The 26,312-nt window shown below is 42.5% G+C and carries 18 protein-coding genes; 16 read left to right on the forward strand and 2 right to left on the reverse strand.

Features of this window, described 5'->3' with window-relative positions:
- Positions 1–48: 48 nt before the first annotated feature.
- The 16 genes from H6571_02345 (at position 49) to H6571_02420 (ending at position 23,715) form a co-directional block, all read left to right on the forward strand.
- Positions 49–1,479, forward strand: a complete 1,431-nt coding sequence (locus tag H6571_02345) for a RagB/SusD family nutrient uptake outer membrane protein (GenBank protein MCB9322558.1) — start codon at positions 49–51, stop codon at positions 1,477–1,479.
- Between the two features lie 49 nt (positions 1,480–1,528).
- Positions 1,529–4,636, forward strand: a complete 3,108-nt coding sequence (locus H6571_02350) for a T9SS type A sorting domain-containing protein (GenBank protein ID MCB9322559.1) — start codon at positions 1,529–1,531, stop codon at positions 4,634–4,636.
- A gap of 50 nt (positions 4,637–4,686) precedes the next feature.
- Positions 4,687–8,787, forward strand: coding sequence for a T9SS type A sorting domain-containing protein (locus tag H6571_02355; protein ID MCB9322560.1), 4,101 nt, complete (start codon positions 4,687–4,689; stop codon positions 8,785–8,787).
- A gap of 265 nt (positions 8,788–9,052) precedes the next feature.
- Positions 9,053–10,102 carry a glycosidase gene (locus H6571_02360; GenBank protein ID MCB9322561.1) on the forward strand — a complete coding sequence of 350 codons (1,050 nt, stop codon included), beginning with the start codon at positions 9,053–9,055 and terminating at the stop codon, positions 10,100–10,102.
- A gap of 25 nt (positions 10,103–10,127) precedes the next feature.
- Positions 10,128–11,447, forward strand: coding sequence for an extracellular solute-binding protein (locus tag H6571_02365; GenBank protein ID MCB9322562.1), 1,320 nt, complete (start codon positions 10,128–10,130; stop codon positions 11,445–11,447).
- Complete coding sequence (locus H6571_02370; GenBank protein ID MCB9322563.1) at positions 11,444–12,559, forward strand: Gfo/Idh/MocA family oxidoreductase; 1,116 nt, start codon at positions 11,444–11,446, stop codon at positions 12,557–12,559. Before H6571_02365 ends, H6571_02370 begins: the two co-directional genes overlap by 4 nt.
- A 43-nt stretch (positions 12,560–12,602) precedes the next feature.
- A complete protein-coding gene (locus tag H6571_02375; GenBank protein MCB9322564.1) occupies positions 12,603–13,460 on the forward strand; it encodes a sugar ABC transporter permease in 858 nt (285 codons plus the stop codon).
- 1 nt (position 13,461) lies between these two features.
- Positions 13,462–14,271, forward strand: coding sequence for a carbohydrate ABC transporter permease (locus H6571_02380; protein MCB9322565.1), 810 nt, complete (start codon positions 13,462–13,464; stop codon positions 14,269–14,271).
- Positions 14,272–14,322: 51 nt separating this feature from the next.
- Complete coding sequence (locus H6571_02385; GenBank protein MCB9322566.1) at positions 14,323–15,753, forward strand: glycosidase; 1,431 nt, start codon at positions 14,323–14,325, stop codon at positions 15,751–15,753.
- Between the two features lie 227 nt (positions 15,754–15,980).
- On the forward strand, positions 15,981–17,240 hold the full coding sequence (locus tag H6571_02390) for a hypothetical protein (GenBank protein ID MCB9322567.1): 1,260 nt from the start codon (positions 15,981–15,983) through the stop codon (positions 17,238–17,240).
- A gap of 27 nt (positions 17,241–17,267) precedes the next feature.
- Entirely contained in the window at positions 17,268–18,365 is a 1,098-nt protein-coding gene (gene ugpC, locus H6571_02395; protein ID MCB9322568.1) for a sn-glycerol-3-phosphate ABC transporter ATP-binding protein UgpC, read from the forward strand.
- 134 nt (positions 18,366–18,499) lie between these two features.
- Entirely contained in the window at positions 18,500–19,897 is a 1,398-nt protein-coding gene (locus tag H6571_02400; GenBank protein MCB9322569.1) for an arginine decarboxylase, read from the forward strand.
- Positions 19,898–19,936: 39 nt separating this feature from the next.
- Positions 19,937–20,911: a deoxyhypusine synthase family protein gene (locus tag H6571_02405; protein MCB9322570.1), complete on the forward strand. Its 975-nt coding sequence runs from the start codon at positions 19,937–19,939 to the stop codon at positions 20,909–20,911.
- A gap of 295 nt (positions 20,912–21,206) precedes the next feature.
- A complete protein-coding gene (locus H6571_02410) occupies positions 21,207–21,821 on the forward strand; it encodes a hypothetical protein (protein MCB9322571.1) in 615 nt (204 codons plus the stop codon).
- 233 nt (positions 21,822–22,054) lie between these two features.
- On the forward strand, positions 22,055–22,732 hold the full coding sequence (locus H6571_02415; GenBank protein MCB9322572.1) for a response regulator transcription factor: 678 nt from the start codon (positions 22,055–22,057) through the stop codon (positions 22,730–22,732).
- On the forward strand, positions 22,732–23,715 hold the full coding sequence (locus H6571_02420; protein MCB9322573.1) for a HAMP domain-containing histidine kinase: 984 nt from the start codon (positions 22,732–22,734) through the stop codon (positions 23,713–23,715). The genes H6571_02415 and H6571_02420 overlap by 1 nt, the downstream gene beginning before the upstream one ends.
- A gap of 2 nt (positions 23,716–23,717) precedes the next feature.
- On the opposite strand, the gene H6571_02425 is transcribed toward H6571_02420, so the two are convergent.
- Positions 23,718–25,115 (reverse strand): hypothetical protein, encoded by a 1,398-nt coding sequence (locus H6571_02425; GenBank protein MCB9322574.1) that lies wholly within the window; start codon positions 25,113–25,115, stop codon positions 23,718–23,720.
- Positions 25,116–25,120: 5 nt separating this feature from the next.
- Positions 25,121–26,260 (reverse strand): DUF1343 domain-containing protein, encoded by a 1,140-nt coding sequence (locus tag H6571_02430; protein ID MCB9322575.1) that lies wholly within the window; start codon positions 26,258–26,260, stop codon positions 25,121–25,123.
- Between the last annotated feature and the right edge of the window lie 52 nt (positions 26,261–26,312).

Raw genomic sequence — 26,312 nt, forward strand, 5'->3', positions numbered from 1 at the left:
AATGAACATTTCTTTAGACAGGTTAATTTTTATTAAAAAGCTTTTAGCATGAAATCGATACCATATTTTTTCCTAATAGTGTTACTGACCTTCACTTCCTGCAGCGGTTTTCTGGACAAAGACCCTCTGGGTATCCTGGATGCTGACTCTTTTTTCCAGTCCTCGGAAGATGCAGAACAAGCTATCAATGCTGCCTATCAGTCCTTGTTGTTCAATAATGAAAACAGCAATTTTTACTGGGCCTTTGCCGAAGTAACGTCGGATGAAGCCATTGCCGGTGGAGATGGTTCCAGACCAGGGATCAATGAGCTGGATTTTTTAACTTACACCCCTCGAACAGAGGAATTTAATGATTATTGGAAGGTCAATTACAATGGTATTGCCCAGTGTAATGCCATCATTGAAAAGGTTCCTCCCATTGAAATGAATGAGGAATTAAAAAACCGCATCCTTGGGGAGGCTTATTTTCTCCGTGCGTACTATTATTTTGCACTGACCCAGGTCTTTGGCGATGTGCCGTTGCTCATCAGGGTAACGCCACCGGATGAACTAAAAATACCTAAAACAGCCAAGACGGTCATTTACGATCAAATCCTCAATGATTGTGATCAGGCGGCAGCCTGGCTCCCTGAATCGTATTCAGGGGCTGAAACGGGAAGAGCCACAAAAGGGGCTGCTTACGCCCTGGCCGCCAAAACCAATATCTATAAAAAAAACTGGGCGGAAGCATTAGCTTATATCGCTGAAATTAAGGGTTTAAACCTTTATGCTTTGGTGCCTGATTACCAGGACAATTTTAATGAATATACCCAAAACAACAGCGAATCAGTTTGGGAAATACAACACGCCAATCTTGAATTAGGAGTAGGTAATTTTCTGAATCAATGGTGGCGGTCCAAAAAGGTCGACGGTTATGGATTTGCGGAACCCACACCGGAGTTTTTTAATACTTTCGAACCTGGCGACCCCCGTCGTGGATTTACCATTGCCAAAAACAACGATCCTTATTTCGGTTATGTTTTCAAACCATCCTATTCTTCAACAGGTTACGGCATCAAAAAATACCTGCAAATAGATACGACAGTTACCCAGGCCTCCGATGGCGATATCAACTACACCGCCATCAGGTATGCCGAAGTATTGCTTTGGGAAGCTGAAGCTTTGGCGGAGTTGGGACAGGTTCAGGAAGCCCAGGCACCGTTAGAAGAAGTCAGAGCAAGAGCCAGGGCTCAATCCGTTGATCCAGATAATACTTTACCTCCCATTTTGACTACCGACAAAACAGAAATGATAAACGCCATCCGCAAGGAACGGCAAGTGGAACTGGGATTTGAAATGCACCGGTTTTTTGACCTGGTTCGCTGGGGAATTGCCGCCGATGTGATTCCGGAGTTTCAGGTAGGCAAACACGAAGTATTTCCGCTTCCGCAAACCGAATTGGATCTCAACCCTTTCCTGATACAGAATCCGGGATACTGATCGGTTTTAAAAGCTAATTACTTAAAAAAAAAAAAGATAACTCGGAATAATGGTTAGAAATACTTTACTGTGCTTATTGATTGGTATAACCCTCCCGCTTGGAGCTCAGGTTTCCCAAATAGACATCAATCGCATTGAAATGATGCCTAATGAACCTTCTCAATTTTTTATTCGGGACTGGGAGGAGGTGGCTATGTTATATGACTCTTTTGTATATGACATCCAAAAGACCGGTTTATATCTACCATTAGTATCCATACAATCTTCCGGGGTAAATTATCCACAGCATACGGCTTATGGCCTCAAAACCTATGTGGGTTCGGGTTCCATTGGAAAAGAAGCCATAAACATTTTGCCCTCACTTGTCGGTGCCACCCTCGTTGGCATTGATAAATCAAATCAGTTTGACCAAAACTGGGTATTGATGAGCCAGGATTTTTTCAACAAAAACAATGGCGAACTCCTCTACTTAAACAATCCTTCCACGAGCAGCGGGAATGATTGGTGGTATGACCTGATGCCTAACCTTTACTTTTATCAATTGTACGAGTTGTATCCTGACCTGGGTGGTGATGAAGATTTTCAATTCATCAGCATTGCTGATCGTTTCCTCGAAGCCGTCAGAGCCATGGGAGGCAGCGACAAACCGTGGGAAAAAGCCTACATGAATTACCGGGCCTGGGATTTCAGCCTCATGCAACCCAACGCCAACGGAGTCGAAGAACCTGAAGCCGCTGGTGCTTACGCCTGGGTTTTATACCATGCCTGGAAACAAACGGGCAATCCTGAATATCTCAAGGCTGCAGAATGGAGTATAGAATTTTTGAATGAATGGACCTCCAACCCTTCCTATGAATTACAATTGCCCTACGGTGCCTATACGGCGGCAAAGATGAACGCCGAGATGAACACGGACTACGACATTGAAAAGATAGTGAACTGGACTTTTGACAGAGGACCCATCCGGGGCTGGGGCGCTATTGTAGGGCAATGGGGCATCTTTGACGTGCATGGACTTATAGGCGAAGCCAATGACAACGGGAATGATTATGCCTTTCAAATGAATGGTTTACATCAGGCAGCAGCACTCGCGCCCATGGTACGTTACGATAAACGATTTGCCAGAGCCATTGGCAAATGGATGCTCAACCTGGCCAATGCAACAAAATTGTTTTACCCCGGTTTTCTGCCTTCTTTTTTACAGGATGCCTCTGATTGGTCAAGTGTTTATGACCCGGACAATGTAGTGGGTTATGAGGCACTAAGAGAGCAATGGGAAGGCAACTCTCCTTTTTCTACAGGAGATGCCGTTGGAGGGGGCTGGGCAGCAACAAACCTTGCATTGTACGGTACTTCCTCTATCGGATACCTTGGCGGGATTCTAAAGAAAACAAATGACCCCAAAATTCTGAAAATCGATTTACTTAAAACAGACTTCTACAATGATGAAGCTTATCCGACTTATTTGCTTTTCAATCCATACAGCACAGCAAAAACCGTAAACATAAACGTTGGCAATGATGCAATAGATGTTTACGAAACTTTGTCAGAAACTTTTGTTCTCCAAAACGTAACAGGCGATGTTGAAATCACTATACCAGCCGATGAAGCTGTTGTACTGACATTGGCCCCATCAGGCGGGAGTATTTCCTATGAGGAAAATAAAATGATGGTCAATGGTGTGGTGGTTGATTATATGCAGTCGGCTGAGCCTTTTCATTATTCCCCCAGGATCCAATCCCTGGCAGCTGAAAAGGTGGAAATCGAACCGGGAGATTCCACCATAATCTATGCCAAGGCCTTCGACAAGGATTCTGAAAATCTCACTTACAGCTGGAGCGCTACAGGAGGTGAACTCAATGGCACCGGTACTGAAGTGAAATGGTTCCCTCCTGCAGGGATTACTGAATATGAGATCACTTTGATCGTAACGGATGAAACCAATAACCAGGATACGGCAACAATCACCCTTAATGTGGTTCCGGAAATAAATAAAGCCCCTCAAATCCTGGAAATAATCAAAAACCCTGCTTTCGTGGCTCCTGGAGAAATCATGCAACTTCAGGCCATCACCTTCGATCCCAATGAAGATCCCCTTACTTACGAATGGACGGTTTCAGCAGGTAATTTCTCAGGAAACGAAGGCACCATAAACTGGACGGCACCTGCCTCTTCAGGTGTTTACACGATATCCATTACGGTTACAGATCCAGGTGGATTATCCGCTACGGCATCCGCGGCTGTCTGGGTCAATATTTTTGGTTCCTCTGAGGGAGATCTCATCGCCTGGTATCCTTTCTCCATGAATGGGAATGACATCAGTGGCAATGAATTACACGGCCAGGTCAGCGGAGCAGTATACGCGAATGATTATTTTGAAAATCCATTGAGTGCCCTTCAAACGGATGGCCTGAATGACAGGGTGACCGTGAACAATGAACCTATACTTAATTTTCAGAACGGAATCACCGTAAGCTGCTGGTTTAATGCCAAGTTGTTTCCCAACCATGAAATTTTCATGCTTTCCCATGGAAGCTGGCAAAATCGGTGGAAAATTTCCATCACTCCGGATGAAGTAGTTCGCTGGACGGTTAATACCTCCAATGCGATCGGCGATCTGGACTCAGATACAAAAATTGAATTAAACCAATTTTATCACCTGGTGGTAACCTATGACGGACAATGGATGGCGCTTTACCTCAATGGTGAATTAAGCAGCGTACGACCGCTGGCGGGCAGCATTCGAACGACTACCCTCCCCTTACTTATTGGTCAAATGTTGCCTGACAATACAGAATACAACTACAAAGGAATTATAGATGAGGTAAAAATCTTTGATTATGCCCTCACCCCTACACTGGTTTCTACGCTCTACGACGAAAGTATAACTACAGTTGGACGGCTTGCTGAACAGGAATTTGGATTGCTGCTTACCCCTAACCCGGCATCTGATATTCTGTCTGTAGAGTTGTCCGGAATTTCTTCTGAAAATGGAATGTTATCTGTTTTTGATCTTTATGGCCGGCTCATTACCAGTCAGCCATTTAGTGCTGAGACAGAAACAAATTTGATGATTAACGATTGGCAACCCGGAATTTATTTTGTTGCTTTCACAACCGGGCAAACGACAATTGTCGCCCGATTTTTAAAGTTATAAAACCGGCTGTCAAAAGTTTTATTTTAGATCACCTTTAAAAAGTACAAAAAATGAGAGTATTTCTACGGCCTTTTCACTTTTTTCTCTGCTGTTTCTTATTGGCAGCGGCGGGTTTAAATGCCCAAACACCAGTTGCCAACTATTCTTTTGCAGGAAATGCAAATGACCAGTCTGCAAACAGCAACAATGCTGCTATTTATGGCGCTACGCTGACACAGGACCGTTTTGGTTTTGCAAATAGTGCCTTTAGTTTCGATGGCGTCCAAAGCCACCTCGTAGCGGCCAATTCAGCCGCCCTAAATTCTGATTATACCACTGTAGCCTTTTGGATAAAAGCCAATGATTTTCCTGTGAACGGAGAAGTTTTTCCGCTTTCTTTCGGAGGATGGCAGGAACGTTGGAAAATTTCTCTTCCCAGCCATGGCAAGTTAATATTCACTACCCATCCAGGATTTTGTTGCAGTGACATGGATTCAGGAACTCCCCTGGTTATTGGCGAGTGGACTCATGTGGCCATGACACATAATGGAGCCAAAGATATTATTTATTTCAATGGTGTTCAGGTGGCTGAAAAAGACGTAGTGGGGGCACTTGATGCAACCACTCATCCACTGGGCATTGGCTACGACCCTATTGACCAGGCCAACTTTTTCAATGGAAGCTTAGACGAAGTTCAAATATACGATACGGCTTTGTCTGCACTTGAAGTGGAAGCACTTTATAATGCACAAAATACCCCTCCGGTCATTGGATCTGAAAGGGTAGCGGCCTATTCTTTTACCAACAATACCACAGACGGAACTTCTTTCGCTAACCATGGCACTGGCACGGATATAACCGCTGTAACAGATCGTTTTGGATTTGGCCGAAGCGCTTATTCTTTTAACGGAACCACTTCCGGCGTCGTAGCAGCAAACTCTGCCCAGTTGAATTCCGCCAACACAACCATTAGTTTCTGGGTCAATGTTGCCGAATTACCTGTCAGTGGGGAAGCTTTTATATTATCCAGCGGAGGATGGCAGGAGCGGTGGAAAATCTCCCTGCCCAGCCATGGTAAAACCGTTTTCACCACCCACCCGGGATTCTGTTGCAGTGATATGGATTCGGGCACACCGCTGACCGTTGGCGTGTGGACCCATGTGGCCATGACACATGACGGCACCAAGGACATCATCTATTTTGATGGCGTTCAGGTAGCAGAAAAAGACGTCGCAGGCCCTCTGGATCCAACTACCTATCCTTTGGGAATAGGTTTTGACCCAATCGACAACGCCAATTATTTCAATGGTAGTTTAGACGATATTGAGATATACAATTATGCCTTTTCATCTTCTGAAATTGCCGATTTGTACACCGCTCAATCTACCTTCCCAGGAACGCCTGGCAATTTGGTTGCAGAATACAAATTTGCCGGAGATGCCGAAGACTCTTCTCCTTTTGGAAATCATGGAGTGATAAATGGTGCAACTACAACAACAGACCGGTTTGGTTATGCAAACAATGCCCTTCAATTCTCTGGTAATGAAGGAGTAAAAGTAGACCATTCAATCGCTTATAATTCCGACAATACGACCATCAGTTTCTGGGTCAATGTTGCCGAGTTCCCAGTCAGTGGAGAAGCTTTCATTTTATCCAACGGAGGATGGCAGGAGCGGTGGAAAATCTCCCTGCCCAGCCATGGAAAAACCGTTTTCACCACCCACCCGGGATTCTGCTGCAGTGATATGGATTCGGGAACTCCATTGACCCTTGGCGTGTGGACCCATGTGGCCATGACACATGACGGAACCAAAGACATCATCTATTTTGATGGCGTTCAGGTAGCTGAAAAAGACGTGGCAGGCGCTCTGGATGCAACCACCTACCCTTTGGGTATCGGTTATGATCCGATCGATAATAATAATTTTTTCAACGGCAGCCTTGATGATATCCAAATATACAACGTGGCTTTGTCTGCGCAGGAAATCATGGATCTCTATGACTTACAAAGTCAACCCCCGGTTATTGTAGATGATTTGGTTGCTGACTATTCATTTAGCGGAAACGCCAAAGATGGCACACCTTACCACAATGATGCACAGGTAAACGGAGCGCAGTTGAATAATGACCGTTTTGATCTGGCAAATAAAGCTTATACATTCAACGGCGTGAGTGATGGCCTGTTGGCCGCGAACTCCCCACAGTTGAATTCAGATAATACAACCATCAGTTTTTGGATCAATCCAGCGGAATTCCCAGCCAGTGGAGAAGCCTTCATTTTATCCAGCGGTGGATGGCAGGAGCGGTGGAAAATTTCCCTGCCCAACCATGGTAAAACCGTTTTTACCACCCACCCGGGATTCTGTTGCAGTGATATGGATTCAGGCACACCATTGACCCTTGGCGTGTGGACCCATGTGGCCATGACACATGACGGAACCAAAGACATCATCTATTTTGATGGGGTTCAGGTAGCGGAAAAAGATGTGGCAGGCGCTCTGGATGCAACCACCTACCCTTTGGGTATCGGTTATGATCCGATAGACAACGCCAACTATTTCAAAGGCAGTCTTGATGAAGTTCAGATATACAACACGGCACTTACGGCTCAGCAAATTGCTGACCTTTATGCCGCACAATCCACACCACCGGTAATGACGGATAGTGAAGCGCCTTCTTCACCATTGAATCTTGCGTCCAGTGTAAACTTCAATAATGTAAGTTTAAGCTGGTGGCCTTCAAATGATAACGTTGGAGTCACAGGATACAATGTTTTCCAGGATGGCACAAAGGTGCTCACTACGGCTAATACATCGGCTTATTTCCCTGGCCTAACGCCTTTGACGGAATTTGAATTCAGTGTAACGGCGATAGATGAAGCAGGGAACGAATCTTTGCCATCGTTCTTGCTGGTTACCACTGATGTAGACGAAACACCCGATACTGAAGCCCCTACAGCCCCTGGAAACCTGGCTGTTTCTGCGGGATCCACTTCCGTTTTACTCACCTGGGAACCTTCTGTTGACAATGTTCTGGTAGCGGGATATGTGGTTTTTGTTGATGGAATATATTTTGATAGCCTTGCCGCAAATGTTACCTCTGTTTTCATAGGAGGTCTTGAGGCTGAAACGGCTTATACCTTTGAGGTTTATGCTTATGACCTTTCAGGGAATAATTCTGAATATGCTGAACTTACCGCTTCCACCAACCCGGAACTCATTACCAGTGAACCGGGCCTTGTAGCCTGGTATCCTTTTGATGGCAATGCCAATGATGCGACTCCATATAACAATCATGGAACGATTGGAGGTACTCCTACATTCATAGACGTCACCCATCCAAATGGCACAGGAAATAAAGCAATCGTTTTTGCAAGTAATCAGGATTCTGTGCTTGCCGCCAATGCTGTACAGCTGATTTCCGACTATACCACTGTTAGTTTCTGGATCCGGGTAGATGCCATTCCAACCGATGCGGAAGACTATGTGATATATTTTGGAAACTGGGACCAGCGGTGGAAGATTTCGTTGCCACAACACCTTAGAATAGTATGGACCACCAACAGTTCAAATTCAGCCTCAGAGTCATTTGTTCATGACATGGATAGTGGCGATGGAAATGATTTATTACTTGGTTACTGGTGGTATGTAACCATGGTGCATGATGGTGTAAATGATATCATTTACCTGGACGGAGCAGAAGCAAAAAATTTACCTGCAGAAGGCACACTTAACAGTACTGGACGTCCTTTGGTTATGGGTACCAACCCAGAATGGGATGGATCTTATTTCAAAGGAGCTTTAGATGAAGTAAAAATCTATAATAAAGCATTAACTCCTGAGGAAGTAGCCATGTTGTACTCCGTGGGCAGCACCGTTGTGGGAGTGAACGACATTCTTGCCGGAGAATTGGCCAATGTGGTACAGTCCATTTATCCAAATCCTGTTTCAAAAGAGCTTGTGGTTAACCATAGCTTTAATGACAAAGAATCCCTTTTGCTTAGGGTATTTGATACGGCAGGTAGACAGGTGGATGCCATAAGGTTTGATAAAAACGCCATTCCTGCTGACCAGTTTTCAATTAACGTTGAAAAGTATGTCAGCGGTACTTACTCCTTAAACTTCGTTTTAGGAGGTAAAAATCTTGGTTCACTAAAATTCACCAAGCAATAAATAAATTTATAAAGAGTTGCCCGGTATTAGGCCGGGCAGCTCCTTATTTAACCCTCTTTTTTTAAGGAAGTGATCCATCTTCTTAAACCTAAAAACAAGTATTCTTTTATGCCTTTCGGGTAAAAGTTCCCATTTATAACTACATAAAGAGTTCGTCAATCCTGGAGCAGGATATTTTGTGTAACCAGCCCATTAATTGGCCACTTTTTTTTTGGTTTTGAGTGCCTTTAATTACGACTGACAAAAAAGGGACGCTTCAATCATTATGGTAAAAAGATTCATTGAAAATCCGATCATCACCACTCATGATATTTCCCCCAGTCAGTCAGACTTCGTGGTTGAATGTGTCATGAACCCTGGTGTATTTCGTTTTGAAAACAAAACCTGGTTGTTGTTAAGAGTATCAGAACGTCCTCCTCAGAAGGACGGTGAGGTATCTCTTCCTATCATGCGGGAAGATGGAAGTCTGTACAACCTGGAGTTTGATAAAAACGACCCGTTACTGGACACTTCCGATCCTCGAAAATTTACCTATAAAGGAAATATGTTCCTTTCTACCATTTCTCATTTACGGCTGGTATGCAGCGAAGACGGTATTCATTTTTACGAGCCGGAAGATTTCCCTACCCATATTATAGGACAAGGAGGTCTAGAAACTTATGGTATTGAAGATTGCAGGGTCACTTTTATAGACGACATTTACTATTTAACCTATACCCAGGTATCAAAAAACGGGGTTGGGGTTGGCCTGATGCATACCAGGGACTGGAAACACTTCACCAGAGAAGGAATGATTCTACCTCCTCATAATAAAGATTGCGCACTGTTCGGAGAAAAAATTGAAGGAAAATATTACTGTATGCACCGCCCTTCCGGATTGGGTCTTGGAGGTAATTTCATCTGGATTGCTTCTTCCGAAAACCTTACCCACTGGGGCAACCACCAATGCATCCTGCACACCAGAAAAGGTATGTGGGACAGTGAAAGAGTGGGCGCAGGAGCCGAACCCATCAAAACCAAAGAAGGCTGGCTGGCTATTTACCATGGCGCAGATGAGAATGATCGATATAGTTTCGGAGCCGTATTACTCGACCTGAAAGACCCTTCAAAAGTACTCGCCCGTTCCAACGATCCATTAATGGAACCCACAACAGATTACGAAAAGAATGGTTTTTACAATAATGTTATTTTCACCAACGGACATTGGGTAAACGGAGATAAAATAACCCTCTACTACGGGGCTTCGGATGAGGTTATCTGCGGGGCAGAACTATCCATTAAACATATTTTGTCGGAATTAAAAGTGGCGGATTAATTACCTTTTGAAAAAATTCAGCGTTATGAATTGCTTTTTACTTAAAATATCAACCTCCATCCCCGCCCGGATCGTAATCCTGCTGCTCCTTTTTTCGTCTTGCAAAAAGACTGAAATTAAAAATAATGGGCTGATTTTCTGGTGTGCCACCAATAACACTGAAATACAATTTGCGACCCAATTTACCGAACAATGGAACCAAAACCACCCGGAACTTCCCGTCCGAACGCAACCTGTTCCCGAAGGCCAATCCAGCGAAGAAGTGATCCTGGCAGCCGTGGTGGGGAAAACGACTCCTGACATTTATGCCAATATGTGGCAGGGAAGCGTGGAAATGTATGCCAACGCAGGAGTGTTGATTCCATTGGATACCCTGGACGGATTTACAGACTTTATCAGAGAACGGTGCGGGCAGGAAACGCTGGAAGAAATTACCTCATCAGACGGACACATTTACCAGGTTCCCTGGAAAATAAATCCGATCATGACGATTTATAATAAAACTTTGCCTGATAAATTAGGCACCTCCCAATTACCCGACACTTATTCGGCCTATCTTCAAGCGGGAGCCCGGGTCAAAAAAGATGTGGATCAGGATGGCTATACGGATCAGTGGATCGGGTATACGGAGGTCAAAGCGATATGGTATCAGCGGTTTTTTAATTTTTACCCTTTATATCTCGCAGCCTCAAATGGAGGGGCTTTGGTGAGGAATAATAAAGCTGCTTTTAATAATGAATACGCTATAGGGGTATTTCGTTTTTTGCAGGAATTGTACAACAAAGAATATTTTTCAAGAGAAAGATTATCTGCTGGTCAAGATCAGTTTATTTCCGAGAATATATTGACAAAATGGACCGGACCCTGGGAAATCTCCTACCTTGAAAAATTCAAGAAAAGAACAGATTTTGATTTTGATTTTTATCCTATGCAGGTTCCGGACGATCATACCGGACCGATTTACACCTATGCAGATCCCAAAAATATAGTTGTATTCAATACTTGTCAGCAACCCGAAGCGGCCTGGCAATTCATAAAAACCCTTATAAACAGGGAAGGCGACAAAACATTCCTGGAAATATCCGGGCAGTTGCCCCGGAGGAAAAACCTGGAGCGCGATACGCTTTTTTCAGCCTATTTCGCTCAAAATCCAAAGGCCCTGACTTTTGCTGTTCAAGCCAATCATGTCAAAGGAGTGGACAATTGTGAAGTTATTGTGGAAGTTTTTGACATCATCTCCCAGGAATATGAAGCTTGTGTCATTTACAATAAAAAAACACCGGAAAAGGCCATTGAAGATGCTGCCAGAGCGGTAAATGTTCTGTTGGGAAATAATATTTTATGAATAAATTAGCCATCATAGGAGCAGGTAATTTTTCAACTTTTGCTTTACCGCAAATGATGAAAAACAAGAACGTCCAATTCGTTGGCATTTTAGACACTGATGTGTTGAAAGCCAGGCAGTTCCAATCGAAATTCGGGGGAATTGTTTTTGATGACCTTGATCAGTTAATTGCCAATACTGACATAAATTTAGTATACATTGCTACCCCACCCTGGCACCATTTCATTTCCGCGAAGCAATGTTTACTGGCCGGAAAAAATGTTATTTGTGAGAAACCGGCAGCATTGAAAACAGAGGAAGTAGAACAATTGATACAAATTGCCCGGGAAAATAAAAGCTTGTACGTGGTAAACCTCATGCAGCGCTACAATCCCATTTATCAAATAGTGCAGACAATTATTAATCAAAATATTTTCGGTACTTTTTTACACGGCTTTTTTGAAAATTATGCCACAGATGAGTTTTCCGGACCCGCACATTGGTTTTGGGAAGAAAGCAAAAGCGGAGGTATTTTCATCGAACATGCCGTGCATTTTTTTGATATGTTCGAAGGATGGTTTGGCCAGGGCACTCTTTTAACATCTCTGGAAATAAAAAGGAAAAACTCCCCCATCGAACATTTGGCTGCCGACAGGGTCCAGGCGGTGGTTCAATACGGCCAGGGGGTGGTGAATTTTTATCATGCATTCGATCAGCCCAAAAGAATGGACCGACAGGAAATTCGATTGGTTTTTGAAAAAGGAAGTCTCAGTTTATACGAATGGGTTCCTACAAAATTTAAGATAGAGGCTTTGGTTACAAAAAAAGATTTAGCAACCTTAAAATCGCTGGCTTCTCCCCTTGACATTAACATTCTTGAAGAGTATGAAGGTGATCAAAAAATATCCAGGGGCAGGTTTAAAACTATCGAATCAGATTATAAAGTGGAATTAACCTATAATGGGGCTTCAAAAACAACCATTTACCAAAGTTTGATTGCTTCTATGATTGATGATCAGCTTAAATGGATCAAGGACAAAACTCATGACAGGGTTATTACGGAACAAAATGCCTTGAATTCACTGCAAATTGCGGTTGAGGCCCACGAAAAGGCTAAAAGTATAATATTATGACCGTAAGCCCATTATTATTGCCCACAACAGGATATCAATAAGTATGAAAAAAAATAAATGGTTACCGTATTTATTCGTAATGCCTTATCTGTTACACTTTTTGGTGTTTGTGGCATTTCCTGTTATCTTTTCATTGTTTTTAACCTTCCACAAATGGAACATCATTTCCCCGGTTGAATACACCGGGTTGGCCAATTATTCGAGAATGTTTCACGACCGTATGTTCTGGAAAGCCATTGTAAACACCCTGAAATTTTTGATCATTCACATTCCGTTACAATTGGTCTTTTCGCTGGCCCTGGCCGAGTTTTTAAACCAGAAGATAAAACTAAAAGGATTTTACCGGGCCGCCTTTTTTCTGCCGGTCATTGTTTCCGGAGTGGTAGTCACGATCCTTTGGCAACAACTTTTTGGCTTTGACACCGGCTTGATCAACAGGTTGCTGGTCGATTTGGGGTTTCATAAAGTTGGCTGGCTCATTGACCCGAACATCGCCATGGGTTCCATTGCCATTATGGCCACCTGGAAAAATGTCGGGCTCTACGTTATCTTATTTCTGGCAGGGCTACAAACTGTTCCCCGTGCTTATTATGAAGCGGCGGAAATCGAAGGGGCTACTCATTGGCAGCAATTCAGAAGCATTACCTTGCCGTTGATCAATCCCACTATTTTTATGGTCGTCATTTTGTCCACCATCGGCGGTTTTTCTCTTTTCATCGAGCCGTATATTATGACCGGAGGTGGCCCGCTGAACAGCACCCTGTCTTCCGTATTGTATATTTACAAACAGGCCTTCCAATATTATCACATGGGTTACTCGGCCACCCTTGGCTTTTTCTTTGCCCTGCTGATTTTATCGGTTGTCATTATCCAGAAAAGGTACATAGAAACGAAAGATTGATATGAAAAAAATATTCCTATACCTATGTTTAAGTATCGCGGCCATCACCTTTTTGTATCCGTTTTACTGGATGATCGTGGCGTCGCTTTCTCCGGAATCCGAGATAGGAGGATTAACCTTTTTGCCTTCTTCCTTTACCTTTGACAGTTACATTCAAATGTTCGCCAAAATACCTATTGGCAGGGCGCTCGCCAATAGTATTTTCGTGGCAACGATGACAACAGGGGGCGTCATATTTTTTAGTTCAATGGTTGGGTATGCTTTGTCCCGAATGGAATTTAAAGGCAAAAACCTCATTTTTTACGTCATCATTTTTACGATGACGCTGCCCTTTCAAATTACCCTGATCCCGAATTATATCACCATGGTCAAACTCAACCTGGTGGATACTTACGCAGCCCTCATCATTCCCTTCCTGCTCAATTCTTTTGCCATTCTTCTGTTTCGGCAGGCTTTTATGTCCATTCCGCAGGCCCTGATTGATGCTGCCCGGGTAGATGGCTGTTCTGAATTTAGGATAGTGTACCAGGTCTTGTTCCCCAATATTATTCCAACGGTCGTGATTGTGGGTATTTTGACTTTTATGAGTTCCTGGAATGAGGTATTGTGGGCTCTAATCGTGATAAGAGAAGAGAATTTGATGACGCTTCCTCAAATGGTTACCTTATTTTCCGTAGGGGGCAGGGCAGAAAGTCAACTCGGCGTAAAACTGGCTTCCGCCGTATTTCTGGCTTTACCGATCATGATAGCATATTCCTTTTTCCAGAAATACTTCATACAGAGTATGGCCAGCTCGGGGTTGAAAGATTAATGCCGAAAAAACGCAGTTGAAATTGATACTCAAACTCTTAAAATTTAAAGCATGCAAATAAATCGATCCGATATCCGAATCAAGGCTGATGTAAAAAAGGTGATTGTAAACTATTTGGATTTAGGGCTTCCGGGACAATCTAAAAGAGTTGGCTTGATGGTGAACCGTGTCCTTGCACTGCCGGAAGAAGAGGTTTCCAGATTATACGAAGAAGTTTTAAGAGAATTCAGGAACCGGCATTTGGACTTAACCTGGTTTTTCAATGCTCATTATCAAAAAATCAGTGAGGTGATTCCGAAAGATTATGAGATGACAGAAACCCGTAAATTGTTATTGGGTGCTTTTTTTACCAAAGAGTATTCCATCCAATCAGCGGCCCTGTTCAATCCATCCATCGTGGCGCATCCGGATCAAAGTGGTTTGGCAGCTGGTGAAATTAGGTTTATTATAAGTTTAAGAGCCGTTGGAGAAGGACACATTTCTTCCATAGAATTCAGAAGCGGGACTTTGGATAGCAAAGGAAATATAAAACTCGACGAAAATTCCGGCTTTGCGACGACCGCCATGCAGGATCCCACCAAATCCTTTGATGCGGCGAAACTCAAAAATAGAACAAAAATTTTGCCGGGTTTTGATCCTTCCATTTTCGATGAACTTGGGCCTGTTTTTACAAAAAAAGATTACCTAAATGCTTCCGTTCAAACCTTCAAACAGTACGATGAAATATCACGTGAAGTGTTGGACAAAATACTGGACTCCAATTATGATGTAGTGGCCCAGGATGGCTCACAACTTTCAGAACGGGTGGTTTTCCCAAGTGCAAAACAGGAATCGAGGGGTATGGAGGACGTTCGTTTTGTCGAATTTTCAGAAAATGGGAAATCTACTTATATCGGAACCTTTACGGCCTATGACGGGCATCATATTTCTCCTCAACTTATCATTACGAAAGATTTTGTCAAGTTCAAAATAAGAACCATGTACGGTGCGGCGGTCAATGATAAAGGCTTTGCCCTTTTTCCTGAAAAGATCAATGGCCGGTTTGTGATGCTCGGAAGACAAGGCGGTGAGGAAATCACCATAATGTATTCGGATGACTTATTTATCTGGGAAGATTTCAAAACGCTTTTGAAACCGGAATTCAGCTGGGGTCTGCTGCAATTGGGAAATTGCGGGTCACCCATAAAAACAGAGGAAGGCTGGCTGGTCATCACACATGCCGTTGGCGCCCTTCGGAAATATGTGATCAGTGCCATTTTGCTGGATTTGAAGGACCCTTCCAAAGTGATTCGGAAACTGGACATCCCCCTGATTTCCCCCAATGAAGAAGAACGGGAAGGTTATGTGCCGAATGTGGTCTATTCCTGTGGTGCCATGAAGCACGAAAATTTACTCGTGATTCCCTATGCCATGTCCGATTCGGCTTCGACATTTGCTACCCTAGACCTACGGAGTTTATTGAACAAAATGAAACAATGTTAAATAAAATTTCTCTACCGTACACTTTTGCGGGAAGTCCTGAAAATGCATGGTTGGTCCTCGCAGAAAACGCAGATAAACGCAGATGGAATATAATGACATTCCGTACTTTAGTCGGAAAAACAAGGCAAAATTTTCGAAAATGATCAGCGAAAATCAGCGGAATCAGCGTGACACAAAAAAGTGTACGGTAGCGAAAATAAAACTTACTCAAACAACTAATCAAAAGAATGAATAATATTTTAAATATCATTATTTTAATTACAATAAGCACTTTTCTCGCTTGCAACACTCCCCACCCTACAGTTCAAAAAGCTGGAGACCCGGAACTAATGCAAGTAAACCTAAAGCATTTTGAGCACCTCTACAAGGAAATAAGCATTAATGGAGACCGTATGGCCATTGTACACATTTACAGTGAATACCCAGACTATTCCTATGCCATTGAACCCTCAGAAGGGTTTACCTGTGTGGATGATGTGGCTCGTGCAATCGTCATGTTATCCGAATACTATAAAACAGGCGTACAAAAAAAAGAGACGCTGAGAACAATAGAAATGCTGACTAAATTTGTATTGCACATGCAAAACAACAATGGGTATTTCAATAATTTCCTTTGGCACGACCTAAGCATCAATACCACTTATCAAACCACCGTAGCAGAATTAAACTGGTGGTCCCTTCGTGCTTTCTGGGCGCTGGAAACCGCCTATCCTCTGGTGAGTAAAAATACTGAATTGCAACATGAAATCGATATTGCAGTATCAAAACTGGTGGCGAATATCCAAAGGGACTTAACGATAGAAGAATCCGTCTTTGACACCATAAATACCCTGGTGGTTCCGGCATGGCTTCCGCAAAAATATGCTGCAGATCAAACGGCTGTTTTGATCCTGGGGCTACTCCCCTACTTCGCCCGCACAAATGACGCTGAAGCTAAAGTTTTGATCGATAAATTAGCCCGTGGCATAATGCAAATGCAAAAAGGAGACAAGACCCATTACCCATTCGGCGCCTTTCTCAGTTGGGGAAATTTATGGCACGCCTGGGGCAATAGTCAGGCTTATGCCTTGCTGAGGGCAGGCCAACAACTGAATAATGAGGCCTACATAAAAAGTGCACTCCGGGAAGTGGACCATTTTTACCCCTTTTTATTGAAAAGTGGCTTTGCCGAAGCATTTTGGGTGGAACAGGAAGAAGATCATTTTGTCGAAACAAAAAGAAATGATTTCCCCCAAATTGCCTATGGAGTACGTCCCATGGTCTGGGCCACAATGGAAGCTTACCATATTACCGGGAAACAGGAATATTTAGATTTGGCCAAGGATCTAAAATCCTGGTTTAAGGGGAATAATATTGCCCAAACGACCATGTATGATGCAAAAACAGGGCGGGGTTACGATGGTATTATTTCGGACACTACTATTAATCGAAATTCAGGGGCTGAGTCCACAATTGAATCGTTGATGACCCTGCTCAAAACAAATTAAAAGACTTCTCACTTAATACAATACACCATGGCTGAAGTACAATTAGTGAATATTGGAAAAACCTATAAGGAAGGAACACTGGCGGTTAAAGACATCAGCTGTACCATCAAAGACAAAGAATTTGTTGTTTTGGTGGGCCCATCCGGCTGTGGTAAAACAACCGTGTTAAGAATGATCGCCGGGTTGGAAGACATCACAAAAGGGGAATTATTTATCGGAAAAGATAAAGTCAATGACCTGGAACCCAGCAAAAGGGAAATTTCCATGGTTTTCCAAAACTATGCCTTGTATCCGCATATGACGGCTTATGGCAACATGTCTTTTGGGTTGAAAATAAAAAAAGTCCCCAAACAGGAAATTCACGAAAGGGTAATGAGGGCTGCCAAAATCTTAAACATCGAAGATATTCTGGATAAAAAACCGGGAAAAATGTCAGGAGGCCAACGGCAGCGTATTGCCATCGGCCGGGCGATTGTCCGACATCCAAAGGTATTCCTGTTTGATGAACCCCTGAGTAACCTGGATGCCAAATTGCGCGGACAAATGCGCATTGAGTTGGCCAAATTGCACAAAAAACTGGATGCTACCATCATTTACGTTACGCATGACCAGGTAGAAGCCATGACTCTGGGAGACCGGATCGTGATCATGAACAAGGGCGAAATCATGCAAATGGCTACCCCGATGGAGTTGTTTAAAAATCCTGCCAATAAATTTGTGGCTGAATTCATTGGCACCCCAAAAATGAATTTTCTCACCGGCACTCTCTTCCAAACAAACCAAAAAATAGTGCTCAAAAGTGATTTTTTTGAGTTCGATCTTTCAGGGCTCTCCCTGAAAGATATTAAAAATCACATAGGCAAGGAAGTAGACCTGGGCATCAGGTCAGAAGATATACATGCCGATGCAACAGGGTTAAAACAATTCGCCCGGATCAGCACCCATATTATTGCCAGTGAGTTATTGGGCAATGAAAAACTCATTTATTCAGAATTTGGCGGCAAGGATATGGTTTCGAAATTCCGGTCAGAATACGCCATAGAGATCAATACCACCGTAGATCTATACGTCAACCTGGAAAAGGCCTATTTTTTTGATGGAGCTACCGGCCAATCTATAAAATAAAAAAAAACGCACAGGAAGTTTTTTAGAACCTGTCTAATTTAATAGCTTTGCACTTTTATTCATGTTTTCAGTTTTTATTCAGATTCTTCGCATAGCTTTGCGCCCTTCTTTCATTTTACACCACAGTTTCCGAGATGAAAAATACATATTTCGACTTAATCAATCAGACCTACTATTTCCCGCAGGAAGGCCTTGATCTCAATAACGGATACCTTTATTTTCATGGAGTTTCCCTCCAACATTTGATCGACACTTATGGTACGCCGTTCAGGATTACCTATTTGCCAAAAATTGGAGATCAAATAAAAAAAGCCACCAACTGGTTCAATAAAGCCATGAAGGTCAATGGTTATAAAGGCGACTATTATTATTGTTACTGCACCAAGTGTTGTCACTTTGAGCACGTCATCAGTAAAGCACTCGAATACGGTGTGAATCTGGAAACTTCTTCAAGTTTTGATATTGATCTGATCCTTAAATTATACGAAAAAGGTAAAATTGACACCTCCATTGTTTTGGTACACAATGGCTACAAAACAGATGAATACCTGGAAAAAATCATTAAGCTGAATGAATTGGGATTCAAAAATTCCATAGCGGTGATGGACAGCATGGAGGAACTGGACAGGCTATACAAGCGCCTGAAAGAGCCTATTAAAATAGGGATCAGGCTGGCCACTGACCTTCAGCCCCAATCCCCCTATTATACTTCCAGGCTGGGCATCAGGTCGTCGGAGATCATCAACTTTTACAAAAGCAAAATTGCCCGAAAATCAAAAGTGGAACTGAAAATGCTCCATTTTTTCGTAGATTCAGGAATTCGGGACACCTTATACTACTGGGGTGAATTCAATAAGGCCCTAAAGGTTTTTGTTGAACTTAAAAAAATTGCCCCTTCCCTGGACTCACTCAACATCGGAGGAGGGTTTCCCATTAAGAATAATCTCGGCTTTGAGTATGATTATAAATACATGGTCGGGGAGATTGTTCAGAATATCAAGGAAGAATGTATGAATGCAGGCGTTGAAGAGCCCGATATCTACACAGAGTTTGGAAAGTATTCAGTTGGAGAAAGCGGAGCCGTTATCTTCCAGGTATTGGAACAAAAGATTCAAAACGATACCGAAAACTGGTATATCATCAACAATAGCCTGATGAATACCATTCCCGATGCCTGGAGTATCCTGGAAAAATTCGTACTCCTGCCCGTCAACAAATGGAACGATGAATACGAAAAAGTAAATATCGGCGGGATCAGTTGTGATCATTCCGATTATTATAATTCTGAAGAGCTCAATCAACAAATCTTTCTCCCTAAAATGGATCCTAAAGACAAGGAACCCCTTTATATTGGGTTTTTCTATACCGGGGCTTACCAGGATGCCATCAGTGGGTACGGAGGCATCAAACATTGTCTGATCCCGTCCCCGAAACATATTGTAGTCGACCGCGATAATACAGGTAACTATACCGTCGCTTTATACAGGGATGAACAGCAGGCTGAAGATATGTTACGTATTTTAGGTTATTAATTGTCGGAAGCATTTATTGTGAAATTTTAAATTTGAATAATAATGGAAAGACCAATCACAAATTTCATGCTGGAACATTACCGGCATTTCAATGCTGCGACCACTGTTGACGCAGCAAAGGCCTATGTGGACCAACTTGAAAGTGGACATAATATGATGATCACCCTTGCCGGGGCAATGAGTACCGCCGAATTGGGAAAATCACTGGCAGAAATGATACGCCAGGACAAAGTTCAGATCATCACCTGCACCGGCGCAAACCTGGAGGAAGACATTTTCAACCTGGTGGCACACACGCATTACAAAAGGGTGCCCAATTACAGAGACCTTAGCCCACAGGATGAAATGGATCTTTTGAACCATCACTTCAACCGCGTGACCGATACCTGTATTCCTGAAGAAGAAGCCATGCGTCGAATTGAGCAAAAACTGGTGGACGTCTGGACCAAGGCAAAAAATGAAGGAAAACGGTTTTTTCCTCACGAATTCCTCTATCAAATAATTCGTTCCGGCGTGTTGGAAGGATCTCTCGATATTGATCCCAAAGACTCATGGATGGTAGCTGCCTGTGAAAAAAACCTGCCAATCATCGTACCGGGATGGGAAGATTCCACGACCGGCAATATGTTTGCCGCAAGATGTATGCGGGGAGAGTTCCAGTCTTCCATTGTGAAATCAGGAATTGAATATATGATGTTTTTGGCAGACTGGTATATGAAAAACGCAGGCAACAAAGGAGTCGGTTTTTTCCAGATCGGAGGTGGTATAGCTGGAGACTTCCCCATTTGCACCGTCCCAATGCTTCGGCAGGATATGGAACTTGATGAAACTCCTTTTTGGTCTTATTTTTGTCAAATCAGCGATTCAACCACTAGCTACGGATCCTATTCAGGTGCCGTGCCCAATGAAAAAATAACCTGGGAAAAACTGGATATTGAGACGCCTAAGTTTGTCATCGAAAGTGATGCTACAATCGTTGCACCCTTAATTTTTGCATATATACTCGGGTGGTAAACGAGTGTAAAAAAGCTTAAAACAGCGCAGCATTATTTAGTTGAAATTCAGATTTCAATTCAGTATTTATTCAGATTTTACCTGTAAAATTGCACTGAAATAAAATCAGGACCCCAATAAGGTTAATTATTGTTGATTTAACTTTTTAAAAATCACCCGAAAAAAACCTGCCATGCCGGTCGTTGCGCCATCCCGCCCAGCAAAAAAAAATGGTAATAAAGGTTTTTTCTTCATTATTTTTTTAGAATTAAACTTGTATCTTGGCGGCGCATTACGAAATTTTAAACAACCAGGTATGTCTAATGAAAGCCCAAACGCGAACCGTTATTCCAACGAAGAGCTCGCGGAGTTTAAGGTAATTATCGAACAAAAGCTTCAAAAAGCCAATGAGGCTTTAAAGTTCATTCTCGATCAGATTGAAGCCATCACTGAGGTCGGAAGTGAAGGCGACTGGATGGACGACACTTCCAATAGCAATGATCTTAAAATGCTATACACTATGGAGGGCCGCCACCGTAAACACATTATTGATTTGGAGAATGCCATGCTCCGCATCAAAAATAAAACTTATGGAGTTTGTTTGGCAACAGGTGAATTGATCGACAAACGTCGTTTGATGGCTGTGCCTACGACCACCAAAAGTCTTGAGGCCAAAATGATTGAGGCAAATCCTCCTAAAAAAGTTAACCGTCCCAGTACGGATGAAGAGAAAAGGATTCGAAAAGAAACCAAGCCAGTTTCTATTGTTAAAATCAAAAAGAAGGAAGTTAAATCTCCTGAAAAAATCAATCTCAAAGATCCTCTTGATTTTGTAAATGACGATCTGGATGATGATTTCGATGATCCTTTCCTCGGCGAAGATGACTTTTTAGCGGATGACATTAATTTTGACATCGATCTCGACGATTAAATAAGGTGGGTTTGCCAAAAGTATCTTTGCTCTAAATTGAATTCCCGGTTTTAAAAGTTACCATTGAAAGTGCTTTTAACCGGGAATTTTAAATTCCACTTGAATCGTCTATAATCTTTTCTCCTCCAAAAGAGCGAATTTCCTGCTCCCGTGCATTTTTTATAACCATTTCTTTTTTATCTTAGGCCAAACAACCTCTGATCTTTATTCAAAGGAATCCATAATTCAAAGAAATGAAACTACTATTAGTAGAAGACGAACCGGATTTACTCAGCTTGATGGAGAGGTATTTAAAGAGAGAAGGATACCTTTGTGAGCACGCTTCCAATTTTAAGGATGGGTTTATCAAAATAAACAATTACGAGTATGATTGTGCCATCATAGACCTGAACCTTCCCGGAGGGGACGGGCTGAAACTCGTAAAAATGCTCAGAGAAGATAATTCTGAAACAGGCATCCTAATCGTCTCGGCAAGAAATACAGTGGAAGACAGGATCAGGGGGCTGGAGATCGGAGCTGACGATTACCTGACCAAACCTTTTAACCTTTCCGAATTAAATGCCCGTATTAAGGCAGTATTGCGTCGCAAAACCAACCAGTTTAATAATGAACTCAACTTCGGAAAATTAATCCTCAATACGGATGAGCGAACCGCTATCGCTGATGGCAATTTACTGCAACTGACCAAAAAAGAATACGATATCCTTGTTTTTCTGGCCAGAAATAAAAACCGCGTCGTTACCAAAGACAGTATTGCCGAACACCTTTGGGGTGATTATATGGACAATGCCGTTTCCTTTGATTTTATTTATGCCCATGTAAAAAACCTGAGGAAAAAACTTGCCGAGAACAACTGCGGCGAATTCCTTAAAACTGTTTATGGTATTGGTTATAAATTCCATGGAAATTGATGCAATTGAAAAAACAATACAGTTTACCTATTGCCATAGCGCTGGCCTCCGCCATGCTTTTAACCGTATTCTTATTCCCTCCGGAATGGTACCTGAAAGTGGCCATTGTCGTCATCGTCCCCTGCATGGTCCTAATTATTGGAAACCGTTTGGTTACCTCCGAGCGGATAAATGCCATCAGGAGTCAATTGGAAAATATTATTCAAACGCTTGAAGGATTTGACCTGGATGAACCTAAGAAAGTGACCTTCGAAATTTCACACCTTCCCATTTTTAATGAATTAAACGAATACCTGATGGATCTCATCGACCGGGTCAGGTCAAACTACCACGCTAATAAACAATTCACCCAAAATGCCTCTCACGAACTTCAAACCCCTCTAGCCATTATAAAGGGACATGCAGAACTTTTACTACAGTCGCGAAACATAAGAAAAAAAGAAAGCGAAGCCCTTGGACTCATCCTTCAAAATGCCAACCGGCTTTCAAAGATCAACAATGCGCTGATTCTATTGTCAAAAATCGAACACCATAGGTTTGCAGATACTGAAATGGTAAACTTTTCAAAGGTCACAGACGATATCCTTAGTAATTTTGACGACCTGATCCAGATGAATGGCATTACCATAAAGAAAATCAATAATGCCGATATGGTAGTGGAAATGAGTAAATCCCTTGCCGAAATACTCATCACCAATTTAATCCAGAATGCCATCAGGCACAATTTGAAAAACGGGTTCATAGAAATGGTGTACGCTGCCGATGAGTTTTTGGTGACCAACCCGGGAGTAGAACTGGAATATCCCCCGGAAAGACTTTTTAAGCGTTTTAAAAAACAGTCCACCTCTGAAGAAAGCATCGGACTGGGGTTATCCATTATTAAAAAGATATGCGATCAAAACAATTTGGAGGTTGCTTACCTTCACCACGATAATATGCACACCTTTAAGATCAAACGGCTTAAAAATTATGCCCGCATTTAATTTTACTCGCCAATCCACCTGTATTTTGCCGGATTAAACCTGAAGTATTGAGGATTCACCTCTTCAAAAGGAATTTTTTGAAAATTGGTCAATAAATACTTTTTCTCCGCCAACTCCTCTTTATATTGGCCTTTTCTTTGAAGCATCAGCAAGCAAAATGATTTTTCCTTTCCCTCCATGGCACTTAATAAAATAGATTCATAGGAGATTCCCCAACTGATGATCATTTTATCTTCAATCTCCGGCGAATTTTGCATGACAAATAACTGTCCTCCTTCCTTTTCCTGCTCCTCCCCTATTTTTTGGGAAATCCATTCCAATCTTTCTGTATATGGCTTATGATTCATAAAAATAGCGAACAGCCGGAATCCAAAAATAATAATCAAAAAAGTTACAATACGATTTAATTTAACCTTTGGGAGTATTTCAAAAACAAAAGGAGTCATCACAAATATGGTCAATGGCATGTAACTAACCTCAATGTAAAATCTATACGTAGCATGTGGAGAACCAATATGTACCAGGGCCAGGTATCCCAGGCAGGAAAGCAATACAAACCCTGCAGAGACCCAGTTTTTCCTCCTAAGATACCAGGCCTCAACCACAAACAGGAAAATGGGGAAGAAGTACCAGTACTTTAGGCTATTGACCAAAAATTTCCTGTTAACCGGCATAGACAAATAATTGGGGAAATAATCAGTCAACCCTTTGGTAAACTGTTCAAATTTGCCGGAATCATACCAGTTTCCGGCAAACAAATGTTTTAACACCATTACCAAAATGAAAAAACCGGCGGTGACATACATTTCCTTTCGCCTGAAATCCGGTTGGGTCAATAAGAAAAAAAGAAAAAGAAAGAAAAAGGGAACAAAAATGAGCGGATGGTAAAATACCAGGGTGGGAATCAAAAAGAAGACAAAAAGCTTTTGCCACCCTTTTTTCAGGGTTGGAAAACGCAGCAAAAAAGCATAAAAAAAGAGGGTAAAAGCCAGCCCCTGCTGAAATTCTGAAGTGGCCCAATAAAATCCATCCAACACCGTCAGGGTAAATAAAAATACGAGTACCAGCCCCATATAATCATTTTTGAACCATTTGACAATCAAAAGGTACAAACAAAGATACAAGAGCGTGAAAGATATGGAATACAGGATTAAAACGACCTCCAGTGGAAATCCTGCCTGAATAGCTAAATAGGGTAAAACATGAACGATGGCCGATCCAAATCGAAAGACCTGAACCTGCAACCCTCCCTCCTGTATCATCAAAAAAGTCTGGTAGGCAATGTCAGCAAAAAGGGTCCGCTCTTTATAAAAAACAACCGACAGCAACAGCAACAAAACCATGGTAACGAAGCCCGTTCTTGCCGGCCATCGATTTGAAAATCGGTATGGGTATTCCATGCTTGTTATTCGAAATCTTTGTACAGGATATATTTTTTCCTCATGATCTTATAATTCGTAAGATCTTCCTGCCAGGAGCTCCTGATCTGATCTTCCGACATGCCCGCTTTAATTTGCTGGCGAAGGGTTTCATTTCCGGCCAACTTTTCAAAAAAATCAGTCTTTAAGAAAAAATTATCCTTATCGGGAAACTGATGATAGGCTTTTAATAAATAGCCCAGGTCAATTCGCCGCTGATTCCTGATAGTCTCCAACGGGATAGTGGTCAGGTCTTCCCCATAACACAATTGATCCTGCAACTTGGGGAATTTTGCGCCTGGCATAGAGACCGGAGTAAAGGAAAAACCACTATCCGGCAAAGCAGGATGCCCATACAACTGGAACTGTTTGTTGGTTCCCCTGCCTTCACTAAGCACCGTTGCTTCAAAAAAACAAATCGAAGGATACAGGTAAATGGACCGGCTATTGGGCAGGTTAGGCGAAGGTTTGACAGGCAATTCATAAAAAGTATTGTGGTCATAATTTTCACAGGGAATCACCGTCAGATCACATGATTCCGCACTGTTTATCCAGCGCTCGCCAGTGATCATCATCGCAAACTCACCACTGGTTAAACCATGAACCACAGGAACCGGATGCATGCCTACAAAAGACCTCCATGCAGTATCCAATACCGGACCATCAACATAGTAGCCATTGGGGTTGGGCCGGTCGAGAATCACCAGGGGAATCCCATATTCCGCACAGGCTTCCATCACCAGGGTCATGGTAGAGATATAGGTATAAAAACGCACCCCGACATCCTGCACATCATACACCAACAGGTCTATCCCTTCCAAATCTTCCTTAGAAGGTTTTCGCTTTTTGCCGTAAAGGGAAGTTATGGGTACTCCGGTTTTAGGGTCAAGGCCATCGGTTAGCTTCTCCCCGGCGTCAGCGTCCCCCCTGAATCCATGCTCAGGAGCAAATACTTTCCTGATATTTACACCCAGAGAGAATAAACTGTCTACCAAATGAACGGAGCCAATGGTTGAAGTTTGGTTGACTACCATAGCAATGCGATTGCCTTCCAATAATGGCATATAGACCTCTACCCTTTCAGCTGCTGTCTTGACGACTTTATTTTCGGCAACAGGCTGAGGCATGGCCTGTGTTTTTGATTCGAATACACAATTTTGTTGAAAAATTGTAAAAAAA

The organism is Lewinellaceae bacterium, assembly GCA_020636105.1.
GTDB lineage: Bacteria > Bacteroidota > Bacteroidia > Chitinophagales > Saprospiraceae > BCD1.